Genomic DNA, 11,715 nt, shown 5'->3' on the forward strand with positions numbered 1-11,715 from the left:
GTCTACCATGCTTTCTGAGCCAAACCAGTACCGTCGACCTTCCTTGTATTCCGAAGTGAGCTTGTGCCTGTTTATAAGTGAATTCGCCTTTTTCTACACGCTCAACCACACCCAATTTAAAAGCTAATGTGTAATCACGCTGTGTGCGCTTAGGTCTTTGATTACTTGAAGTTGTCATAAAGAAATCCTCTTTATGTCAACGTATTTTAGGACGGGACAAGTGCATAAAAAAGCCCCGCTTGGAAGCGGGGCTTTTTATAACTGATACTTTACGCTGTTAAGAGCGCAAGGCGCTTAACGCTTCAGTCTTTGGCTTATGCAAAGTTGCTGCTTGCGAATTCCCAGTTAACCAGCGCCCAGAAATTTTCTAGGTACTTAGGACGCGCATTGCGGTAGTCGATGTAGTAAGCGTGTTCCCAAAGGTCAACAGTAAGCACTGGCGTAAGGTCGTCGCCAGAAATAGGCGTTTGCGCGTTGCTTGTGTTAACGATATCTAGGCTGCCGTCTGCAGTTTTAACTAACCACGTCCAGCTTGAACCGAAGTTGTTAACCGCTTTATCGTTAAATGCTGCTTGGAAGTCTGCAAATGAGCCCCATTTCGCGTTGATAGCTTCTGCTAGCGCGCCTGTTGGCTCACCGCCGCCATTCGGACTTAGACAGTGCCAGTAGAACGTGTGGTTCCATACCTGCGCTGCGTTATTGAAAACACCGCCGTCAGAAGATTTGATGATTTCTTCTAGGCTTTTGTTTTCCATGTCAGTACCTTCAACTAGGCCGTTAAGCTTAGTTACATAAGTAGCGTGGTGCTTGCCATAGTGGTACTCAAGCGTTTCAGCAGAAATATGCGGTTCTAGTGCATTTTGTTCGTATGGTAATGCTGGTAATTCAAAAGCCATGACGGTCTCCATGTTGGTTTAGTATTGTAGTCTAAAGCCCACTTATCTTCGCCTGTTCAATAAGTGCATATTAATTCTATGTTCAATATACTGCTTTAGACGCTAAAGCATATCCCAAATGTGGGGATAAAGTCCTATAACTCAATGACAAAAATGTGAATTTTTTTTCAAAAGTTAAAATGTGACACTAATTTGTATTGCAATGTATGGGTAGATAACGATCCAGAGGTTGAAAAGATCAATTCAGCTATGGGTAATTAAACATAAAATTATGATACCCTTTCCCTTGATAAATCATTCATGCATTCCCATCTAACTGGGAATACACTTTTGTGCTCAGAGGAATCAAATGGATAATACTGAAAATCAATCAACGCTAGATAGAATCAAGCAGCAAATCGAAGAAAACCCAATTTTGTTGTATATGAAGGGTTCTCCTAAACTACCTAGCTGTGGCTTTTCTTCACAAGCATCGCAAGCGTTGATGTCATGTGGCGAACCATTTGCTTATGTAGATATTCTTCAAAACCCAGACATCCGCGCAGAACTACCAAAATATGCAAACTGGCCGACATTCCCGCAACTATGGGTTGAAGGTGAGCTTGTAGGCGGTTGCGATATCATTATTGAAATGTTCCAACAAAACGAGCTTCAACCGCTTATTAAAGAAACGGCTGCAAAGTACAAAGAAGCAGAGTAAATCTTGTTTCCATGTACAAATCTTTAGGTTTGTAAAAAACGATTTAAAAGCCGGCTTATAGTCGGCTTTTTTTATTAAAACCCGCCAAAAATCCCGCACTTTTATTCCCGTAAAAATTATATAGACAGGTCAGAAATTAAAATCCTCTACGGAGTGAAAAAATATTTTTATTTTGTCGAAAAAGGTTTGTTTTTTAATATCTTGCGTTCTATAAAAAACACCATCTGACCGCAAATGAGTCAGTGTTGAAGGTAAAAAATAACAACTACTCTGAGCATTTTTTTAATGTGTTTAAAACGCTGAAGGTGTCTTAGAGAAACTCCGGGAAACCACCATGAATACAACCTTGTCTTTATTGACCAAAAACGTGCGTGGCGTATTAGCCGCATCAGCTGCGTTTTCAGTAATGGCCGCTGCACCTGTTTATGCGCAAGAAGCTGAAGAGAGTGCTAAGGCCGAAGATTTTGAACAAATTGCGGTAGTTGGTTCACGTGCAGCGCCTCGCTCGGTCGCTGACTCAGCGGTGCCAATTGATATTATTTCTGACGAAGAGTTTAAGCAGCAGGGTGCCACTGATATGGTATCTATGATGCAGACTGTTGTTCCGTCTTTTAACGTAAACGACCAGCCGATCAACGATGCTTCAACGCTTGTTCGTCCTGCTAACCTTCGCGGTATGGCATCAGACCACACGCTTGTGCTTGTAAATGGTAAACGTCGTCACCGTTCTGCGGTTATCACTTTCCTTGGTGGTGGTCTTTCTGACGGTGCACAAGGTCCTGATATTTCTGTTATCCCAGCAGCGGCATTAAAGCAAGTGGAAGTACTGCGTGATGGTGCAGCAGCACAATACGGTTCTGATGCGATTGCGGGTGTAATTAACTTCGTACTTAACGATGCATCAGAAGGCGGTTCGTTTGAAGCCCGTTACGGCTCTTTCTACGAAGGCGACGGCGACATGATTCAGATGTCGGGTAACGTAGGTCTTCCTCTATCTGACAAAGGCTTTATTAACCTTTCAGCTGAATACCGTACTGCAGACGACACATCTCGAAGTGTACAGCGTGCAGACGCTGCTGCATTGATAGCGGCTGGGAACACTTTTGTAGCAGATCCTGCGCAAATTTGGGGCTCACCTGAAATCAAACACGACATCAAACTTTTCGCTAATGCAGGTATTGAGCTTTCTGCTACCTCAGAAGCTTACATGTTTGGTAACTACGCCGAGCGTGAAGTTGAAGGTGGTTTCTACTTCCGTAACCCACACAATCGTGGTGGTGTGAACGATGGTGGTACAAATGACGATGGCGAGCAACTACTGCTTGTTGGTGATTTAACCGGTGATATGTCAGGTAACTGTCCAACCGACATCGTAGTTGGTGATAACGTACTAGAGAACCCGCGTTATATTAACGAAGTTCAGAACAACCCTGACTGTTGGGCGTTCAACGAAATGTTGCCGGGTGGTTTCACACCTCGTTTCGGTGGTACGGTTACAGATATGTCACTTGTCTTTGGTACGAAAGGCGAACTTGACCACGATATCACGTATGACGTGAGCTTGAACCTTGGCCAAAACGAAGTTGACTTTGCTATTAGCAACACCATCAACCCGTCTTTAGGTCCAGAAACACCTACAGAATTTAGCCCAGGTCGCTATACGCAGTCTGAGCAAACCCTTGATATTGATTTCACTAAGCCGTTCGATGTTGGTTTATATGAACCACTATTCGTGGCAACTGGTTTCCAATATCGCAACGAAAGTTATGAGAGCTTTGCAGGTGATACTGCCTCTTATGAAATAGGTCCGCTGGCGACACAAGGCTTTGGCATTGGCTCAAATGGTTTCCCTGGCTTGGCGGCCAATAGCCAAGGTCGTGTGTCCCGCAACAACATCGCACTGTACATTGACGCAGAAGCGTATATCACTGAAAACTTCATGTTAGCCGGTGCGCTACGTTATGAAGACTTCTCTGATTTCGGTGACACAACGAAAGGTAAGATTGCTTTCCGTTGGCAAGCACTTGAGAACATCGCTTTCCGTGGTGCGTTCTCAACAGGCTTTAAAGCACCTACCCTTGGTCAAAGCAACGTGCGTAACGTAACTACCGCGTTTGGTACAGGTGGTGAACTTATTGACCGTGCAACACTGCCTCCGACAGATCCAGTGTCTCAACTTAAAGGTGGTGAGCAGTTAACGCCTGAAGAGTCAGAAAGTATCACGTTTGGTGTGGTAGCCGATTTCGATAATGGTCTATTCATTACCGCAGACTACTACAACATCGAACTGACTGACCGTATCAGTACTGCCTCTGGTATTGCGCTGACTGAAGAAGACATTGCCACGCTGCTTGAGCAAGGTATCAACGATGCGTCTAGCTTCTCTGAAATCAGCTTCTTTACTAATGACTTCGACACCACCACCGAAGGTGTAGACGTAGTAGCGAACTATTCGATGGATATGATGGGCGGTGAAACTAAGTTCTCACTCGCATATAACTGGACATCTACAGAAGTTGACCGCGCGTCGGACAATATCTCTGATTTCCGTATTCGCATGCTAGAAGATAACCTTCCAGCGGTACGTTACAGTGCAACAGCTAACCACACTAATGGCGACTGGCGCTTCCTTGCGCGAATGAACTACTACGGTAGCATCTTCGAAGATCACCTAGACTCTGCATTGCCGATTGACAAAGTAGGTTCTGAAATTACGTTCGACTTTGAAGTGGCATATAACTTCACTGAAGAGTTCACGGTAACTGTTGGTGCTAAGAACGCGTTTGATGAATACCCTGACGAAAACAACACTGATGCAGGTGGTATCACCTACGCACAGATTGCAGGTTCAGCGTATCCGACAACATCACCAATTGGTATAAACGGTGGCTTCTACTACCTAAGAGGTGTTTACACTTTTTAATAGGTAAGCAATTACCTATAAACCAAACTTTCACTCAATGTTTCAAAGTTAAGGGGGCATTAGCCCCCTTTTATTTTATTAGGTGAAAAAGAACGAAAAAGCAGGCATTATTGATGCCAATGTAAGCAAATCGAAACACACAACATTTAATATTATGACGAGAAAGTCGACAGTAGCTGAAACCTTCTTAAAATACCGCTCAAAGCTAATGCGTGCGGTAGGTTCTATTGTTGGCGCCGACGACATTGAAGACATCGTGCAAGAAGCTTTTATTAAAAGCTACGAAGCAGAGTTAAAACAAGAAATACAGTATGAGCGTACCTATATGCTCAAGACAGCGCGTAATCTAGCGCTGAACCATGTTGCGAAAGCTGAAAACAAAAATAAGCAGCAGCTCGATGACATGGATATTTTGCCTTATGAGCTTGTAGGGCACAGTTTAGAAAAAAATGTAGAAAGCAAAGAGCGTTTTATTCATTTTTGCCGAGCGACAGATACACTGTCTGCTGATGTAAAACGCGTATTTTTGCTGAAAAAAGTATATGGCATGCGACAAAAAGAGATTGCAGAGCTTGTGGGGCTAAGCGAAAGCACCGTTGAGAAGCATGTCGCCAAAGGTTTAATGATGTGCTCTAGGTACTTAGCCGAGCTGTCAAAGGACAGTGCATCCCCCCGTGCCACTGCTAACGCGACTCAGGACATAAGCCGTAGTTAACATGAATAATATTCGCCAGTTTTCAAGCAAAGAAGATATCCAAGAGCAAGCATGCTTATGGATAAGCCGTCTCGATCGCGGCTTAAACAGTGACGAAAAGACGGAGCTAGATGCTTGGTTGTCGGAAAGTAATGCGCATCGTCAAGCTTTGCTCGACGCCGCTAGCTTGTGGGACGACATGTCGGTATTAAATGAATTGAGCGGTTTATTCCCGCAGCCAACCTCTCGTCAGTCGTCGAAAAAACGCAATATGCCTAAAACAGCGGTTTGGGGCATTGCGGCCACATTTTTAGTGATGGCAATTGCTGTTGGGGTAGTGGTTCAGCGCACGTGGCTAAATAGCACCCCTGAATTCGCAGCGGTAACACAAAAGGTACAAACCGGTGTTGGCGAACAGAAAAACGTGACGCTAGCCGATGGCTCTAAACTTCATCTAAATACAAACTCTGTAGTTACCGTAGATTTCTCATCAACGGCGCGCAATATCGTTTTATTGAAAGGGGAGGCACACTTTGAAGTGGCTCACGACACGTCTCGCCCTTTCTCTGTGACCGCAGGCAACAACACCGTTACCGCTGTTGGAACTGCCTTTAATATGCAATATGTGGATGATAATGCGTTTGAGTTAGTGGTTACCGACGGAAAGGTATTGGTGAAAGACCGCTTTAAGGCTTCATCCTCAAATGAATCGCTCTTCACTAAACGTCCTGTTGCTGAAGAAGGGCTTCTTATGTTCGCGGGTGAAAAAGCCACTGTACAAGGTAAAGTGGAAGCCCGTGAAAGCATGTCTCAAAATGACATTGATGACGATTTAGCGTGGCAACAAGGTATGATTGTATTTAAAGGTGAGCCGCTAGAGGCCGTATTAGCTGAGATTGGGCGCTATACACCCGTTCGCTTTAACATTTCGGATGAAAGTCTGCGCAAGCGACGTGTAGCGGGCTACTTTAAGGTAGGCGATATAGACGGTTTGTTGTCAGCACTTAAGAGCAGCTTTAATATCAATTACGAGAAAGTCACAGAAACAAGTATTGAGCTTAAGCTAGCGAAAAGTTAAATATTTCTGAAAGATAGGTGCTTTCTACTATTCGTAGTTGGCATCAATTTCTTTAATGTGACAATATAATTAAAATAATAAGCACATCGATTTTATATCTTGCAATACAGCAATTTTGCGATAAGCAGGCAAACCAAAAAGGCAATAGAAAAGCTGCATGCCCTCGCGTGTTCGGCCCAATGCCTTTCGCAAAAAAGAATGTGCAAATTCTCCCGTATTTTGTCCCTCTCGGCACTACACATAGCGTCCGGCTTTTTTCTTTTCATAGCACCAGCGCCAACGCTTCATGCACAAACAGACAGCCCTTCGCAATCACCCGACCAAACCGAACCAAAATTGGGTGCTTACAGCTTTTCAATACCCGCACAAAATGCTAATGAAGCGCTAACCGAACTAGCTAAACAGGCAAATACCACATTGCTTTTTCCTTTTGATTTAGCAAAAAAAGTGAAAACAAACGCATTGGAAGGTACGTTCACACTGAATGAAGCGCTGGCACAGCTTCTTGAAGGAACAGAATTGGCGGTAGTAACTGATGAAAGCGGTGCGGTAAGTATTCGTTCTCGTTCATCGTTAGTGGCGAAGGAAACACAGACACAAGATACCGAAAAGAAAACAGACGAGGGAGGCAATGGACTTGAAAAAATTGCGGTCGTCGGTACTCGTAACTCGCCTCGAAGTGCTGTTGACTCACCAGTTCCTTTGGATGTGATTGGTTCTGAAACCCTTAACTCACAGGGAAATTCAGACGTGCTTTCTATGTTAAGCGTGATGGTTCCTTCGTTAAACGTAAACGATCAGCCCATCAATGATGCCAGTAGCCTGGTAAGGCCGGCGAACCTTAGAGGCATGTCCTCGGATCACACGCTTTTGCTGCTTAACGGAAAGCGACGCCATCGCTCTGCGGTAATCACGTTTTTAGGCGGAGGTTTATCTGACGGTGCACAAGGGCCTGATATATCGGTTATTCCTGCCTATGCGTTAAAGCAAGTCGAAGTATTGCGAGATGGTGCAGCAGCCCAGTATGGCTCAGACGCCATTGCAGGCGTGATTAACTTCGTACTTAAGGATGCTCGTGAAGGAGGGCATGTTGCGCTGAAAGTGGGCGGATACAGTGAAGGTGACGGCGAACTGTTTCAAGTGCAGTTGAATAAGGGCTTTGCTATTGGAGAAGACGGCTTTTTAAATGCAACGGCAGAGTATCGTCAGCAAAATGGCACGTCGCGCTCTGTACAGCGGATTGATGCGCAGAACTTGATTGACCAAGGGAATGTGTTCATCGCGTCACCGTCCCAAGTATGGGGAGCGCTTGATGTTAACGAAGATATTAAACTTGCGCTAAATGCAGGCGCAGACATTTCGTCTAAATCACAATTTTACAGCTTTGCCACTGCAGCAAGAAGAGAAATCAACGGTGGTTTTTACTTTCGAAATCCGCAAACCCGAGAAGGGGTGTTCAGCCGTACCGACCCAAATACAGGGGAAAGTCGTCTGATTGTAGCCGATCTCGATGGATTGGAAAGTGGAATTGCTTGCCCTTCTATAACCTTGTCCAGCAATAGTGTATTGCTGGACCCCACGTATCAACTTATTGCAGATAACACAACGGCGCTTGGTGCCAACTGTTTTGCTTTCAACGAGTGGTTCCCTGGCGGTTTCACACCAAAATTTGGGGGTACGATAACGGACGCTTCTGTTGCGATGGGCGTTAAACATGAGTTACCTAATGGCTGGGCGATGGATGCCAGTGCGACATTGGGCTACAGTGACATTGAGTACACCATCTCCAATACGGTTAATCCATCGTTAGGGCCACAAACGCCAACGTCGTTTTCGCCCGGTGGTGTGTCGCAAGTAGAGCGAACGCTTAACTTAGATTTTAACAAACTCATTCAAACTATTTTCGACGATCCGGTTAGCATTGCCGTGGGCTTAGAATGGCGCAAAGAAACCTATTTTCAAAAGTCCGGCGATGAAGCGTCATATATTGCAGGCCCTTTCGCTCTAGAGCCGCCACTTGGGTTGAACCAAGGCTTTTCCATCGGTTCCAACGGTTTTCCGGGGTATCAGCCTCAAAGTGCTGGGCACTGGAGCAGAAGCAATTGGGCTGTGTACGCCGATTTGGAATTTTATGTTACCGAAGCATGGCAGTTTGGCGTGGCCACTCGTGTAGAGCATTTCAGTGATTTCGGCTCGACATTCGATGGGAAATTGAGTACTCGCTATAAATTAAATGATATTTTTGCATTACGCGGATCTGTAAACACCGGTTTTAAGGCGCCAACAGTAGGGCAGAGTAATGTTATCAACGTAACTACCGCCTACGGTGTTAACGGTTTGGAAGACCAAGCAACGCTGCCTCCAACTGATCTTATCTCACTGCAACTAGGCGCAACTCCACTTACGCCTGAAGAATCGGTGAACTTTAGCCTCGGGCTTGTTATGCAGGCAAGCGAGAACTTTTTTGCGACGCTCGACTATTTCAATATTCGCCTTTCTGATCGCATTAGTACGACATCTGCAATCCCGTTAACCGACGACGACATTAGTGCGCTTATTGCCCAAGGGCGTCCAGATGCGGCGAAATATAATGCTGCAAAGTATTTTACAAATGACTTTGACACAAAAACTCAGGGTGTTGATTTAGTTGTTAACTACAATTTTGCGCTAGCTGATTGGTCAAATTCTTTACTTCTTGCCTTCAACTGGACAGACACACAAGTAGAGCGGGTTACGCTTTATCCTGCGCAAGTGGGGGACGAAATACGGCTTCTACCTAATCTAACACAGGCAAGAATTCGCATGCTGGAAGATAACTTGCCTGCTCATCGAGGCAGTATCACGCTGGAGCAATCGAAAGGAAATTGGGCATTTACTTGGCGACTTAACTATTACGGTGAGTTTTATGAAGACCATCTTGATGCGTCCGCAGGGATGGACATATACGGCAATGCGTTAACCACATTCGATGCCCAAGTTGCATGGAAAGTACTGCCTCAAACACAAGTTACCCTCGGCGCCCAAAATCTGTTTGATTCGCTGCCTAATGAAAACCCTTTTCAAGGTAAAGTTGGCGCACTCTACCCACCTACATCGCCTAGCGGTATCAATGGGGCTTTCTATTATGCAGGCATTGAGTACACCTTTAACTAGGGCATGCTTCAGCAAAGCTACGTAGTTAAATGGCACGCTGCACTCAGTGAGAGTAAGAAAGTGAGCCTAGCTTTGAGTTTGAAAGGACAACTACCTATCGTTTTAGGTGACGATGTAAATATTACTTAGGTATTTAAACTAGGATATGACTTAGGTCACTTAAAGAAATAATCGTGATAATAAATATGGTGTTTTAAGTCTAGCCAAGGATGCTAAGAGCGATGACGTTGCGTGTTAAGAATACGCGGGTTGGCTAATTGCCTAGCCAACGTCTTTGAATAGGGACTCATCGACGATAGTTTGGTCAATGATCTGTTGCGCCATGTTGATGCACTTACCGCATTGTGAGCCAAGCTCTAAATGTTGACGTAACTCTCGCACATTTCCCACACCGTTTTCTTCAACCGCTGCGCGAATGCTTTTATCAGTTACCCCATAGCACATGCAAACAAACATTAAACGTACTCCAAATGAATCTGTAAATGATAATAATTGTTATTCTTTGCTTTAGCAAGTGGATAATGACAAATTTAATACAAGGTAATTGAAGAAAGACTGAACAGTGTGGGGGGATGTTAAGCGGTTATTGGTATGATCAGTAAAAAAACTCGTTGTTTAATATTGTTATTTCCATATTCGTACCTATTTTCTTTGAAGGAAATTTCTTATCAAAGTGGTTACGCAACGTAATCACTTCTATTATTACAATCCAAATATAAATGGAGAGACTCATGAGTGTATTAGTTGGCCGTCCAGCACCTGACTTTACTGCAGCAGCGGTACTTGGTAGTGGTGAAATTGTTGACACTTTCACACTAAGTGAAGCAATCAAGGGCAAGAAAGCTGTTGTATTCTTCTACCCACTAGATTTTACGTTTGTTTGCCCGTCAGAGCTTATCGCCTTTGACAAGCGTTTCGACGAGTTCAAAAAGCGTGGTGTTGAAGTGATCGGTGTTTCAATCGACTCTCAGTTCTCACACAATGCGTGGAGAAACACTCCGGTAAATCAAGGTGGTATTGGTCCGGTTAAGTACACCCTTGTTGCTGACGTTAAGCACGACATCTGCCAGGCATACGATGTTGAGCACCCAGAAGATGGCGTTGCGTTCCGTGGTTCATTCCTAATCGACGAAGAAGGTATGGTACGTCATCAGGTAATCAATGACCTTCCACTTGGCCGTAACGTTGATGAAATGCTACGCATGGTTGATGCACTAGCATTCCACCAAGAGCATGGTGAAGTTTGCCCAGCGGGTTGGACTGAAGGTAAAGCTGGTATGGATGCGTCGCCTGAAGGTGTTGCTAAGTACCTATCTGAAGAAGCAGACAAGCTATAAGCTAAACTGTTTAAAGATTATAAAAAAACAGCGCCTTTTGGCGCTGTTTTTGTTTATATCAGTTTGAATAAAACTACTCTTTATTTTCTACAGGCCATCCACCTAGCGCTTTATAGCGATTTACCATATAGCAAAATAGCTCGGTGGTCTTTTGGGCGTCATACAGCGCACTGTGCGCTTCACTTTGGTCAAATGCGATCCCCGCTGCACGGCATGCTTTTACCAAAACCGTTTGGCCTAAGGCCAATCCAGCAAGGCTGGTGGTGTCAAATGAAACAAACGGATGGAACGGCGTGCGTTTTATATTGCAGCGTTCTATCGCGGCATTGACGAAACTCTGATCAAACGTTGCATTGTGAGCAACAATAACTGAACGTTGGCAGTCTGCATTTTTTTGCGCCTTGCGGATGCCTTTACATAAGTCCTTCATGGCTTCGCTTTCTTCAATAGCCCCTCGCAATGCACAATTAGGATCGATGCCATTAAATTCTAAGGCTGCTGGCTCTAGGTTAGCGCCCTCAAAGGGGTCAATGTGATAATGAAAAGTTTGATCAGGATGAAGTATACCGTTTTCATCCATTTTCACCGTTACCGCGGCTAATTCTAACAGGGCGTCAGTGCCTGCATTAAATCCGGCTGTTTCAACGTCGATAACAACGGGAAAGTAACCTCGAAAGCGCTGGGAGAGAAGGGGCGGGTTGGCAGACATAAACACTCTTGTAAGACTCGATTGCGTTAATTGGTTGGTGACTAAAATGCGTACCAACCTGCGAAGCATATTGCGTAAAAGAATTATCGCAAGGATACTCTCGAGTTGCCAGTTGCAATTTATAAACTGTTAAATCAGGGGGCTAGCAAAAGTACAAAACGCGAATGGTATTAAACGCTAAACTTTTCTACAATTTGGACGATAATCAAATTAAGCGTGAAAAAA

The 11,715-nt window shown here is 44.5% G+C and carries 10 protein-coding genes; 6 read left to right on the forward strand and 4 right to left on the reverse strand.

The window, feature by feature from the left end; translation table 11 throughout:
• Both MHM87_RS10615 and sodB read right to left on the reverse strand, forming a co-directional pair.
• Positions 1–178: helix-turn-helix domain-containing protein (locus tag MHM87_RS10615; protein ID WP_239259145.1), on the reverse strand; the 178-nt coding region annotated here is incomplete at its 3' end.
• A 136-nt stretch (positions 179–314) separates the two neighbouring features.
• Positions 315–896, reverse strand: coding sequence for a superoxide dismutase [Fe] (sodB, locus tag MHM87_RS10620; protein WP_014948764.1), 582 nt, complete (start codon positions 894–896; stop codon positions 315–317).
• A 349-nt stretch (positions 897–1,245) separates the two neighbouring features.
• On the opposite strand from sodB, the gene MHM87_RS10625 reads away from it, so the two are divergent.
• The 5 genes from MHM87_RS10625 to MHM87_RS10645 all read left to right on the forward strand — a co-directional run bounded on the left by MHM87_RS10625 (position 1,246) and on the right by MHM87_RS10645 (position 9,444).
• Positions 1,246–1,596 (forward strand): Grx4 family monothiol glutaredoxin, encoded by a 351-nt coding sequence (locus MHM87_RS10625; protein WP_014948765.1) that lies wholly within the window; start codon positions 1,246–1,248, stop codon positions 1,594–1,596.
• 334 nt (positions 1,597–1,930) lie between these two features.
• Complete coding sequence (locus MHM87_RS10630) at positions 1,931–4,519, forward strand: TonB-dependent receptor (protein WP_039226539.1); 2,589 nt, start codon at positions 1,931–1,933, stop codon at positions 4,517–4,519.
• Between the two features lie 82 nt (positions 4,520–4,601).
• Positions 4,602–5,234 carry an RNA polymerase sigma factor gene (locus MHM87_RS10635; RefSeq protein WP_014948766.1) on the forward strand — a complete coding sequence of 211 codons (633 nt, stop codon included), beginning with the start codon at positions 4,602–4,604 and terminating at the stop codon, positions 5,232–5,234.
• Between the two features lies 1 nt (position 5,235).
• Positions 5,236–6,291: a FecR domain-containing protein gene (locus tag MHM87_RS10640; protein WP_014948767.1), complete on the forward strand. Its 1,056-nt coding sequence runs from the start codon at positions 5,236–5,238 to the stop codon at positions 6,289–6,291.
• A 219-nt stretch (positions 6,292–6,510) separates the two neighbouring features.
• Positions 6,511–9,444, forward strand: coding sequence for a TonB-dependent receptor (locus tag MHM87_RS10645; RefSeq protein ID WP_239259146.1), 2,934 nt, complete (start codon positions 6,511–6,513; stop codon positions 9,442–9,444).
• 261 nt (positions 9,445–9,705) lie between these two features.
• Here the strand turns inward: MHM87_RS10645 and MHM87_RS10650 are convergent, their stop codons facing one another.
• On the reverse strand, positions 9,706–9,900 hold the full coding sequence (locus MHM87_RS10650; protein WP_239259026.1) for a bacterioferritin-associated ferredoxin: 195 nt from the start codon (positions 9,898–9,900) through the stop codon (positions 9,706–9,708).
• 275 nt (positions 9,901–10,175) lie between these two features.
• Between MHM87_RS10650 and MHM87_RS10655 the strand changes: the two genes are divergently transcribed.
• Positions 10,176–10,781 (forward strand): peroxiredoxin C, encoded by a 606-nt coding sequence (locus MHM87_RS10655; RefSeq protein ID WP_014948770.1) that lies wholly within the window; start codon positions 10,176–10,178, stop codon positions 10,779–10,781.
• A 73-nt stretch (positions 10,782–10,854) separates the two neighbouring features.
• On the opposite strand, the gene rnt is transcribed toward MHM87_RS10655, so the two are convergent.
• Positions 10,855–11,490, reverse strand: coding sequence for a ribonuclease T (rnt, locus tag MHM87_RS10660; protein ID WP_014948771.1), 636 nt, complete (start codon positions 11,488–11,490; stop codon positions 10,855–10,857).
• Between the last annotated feature and the right edge of the window lie 225 nt (positions 11,491–11,715).

This window comes from Alteromonas sp. Cnat3-28 (genome assembly GCF_022348265.1).
GTDB lineage: Bacteria > Pseudomonadota > Gammaproteobacteria > Enterobacterales > Alteromonadaceae > Alteromonas > Alteromonas macleodii.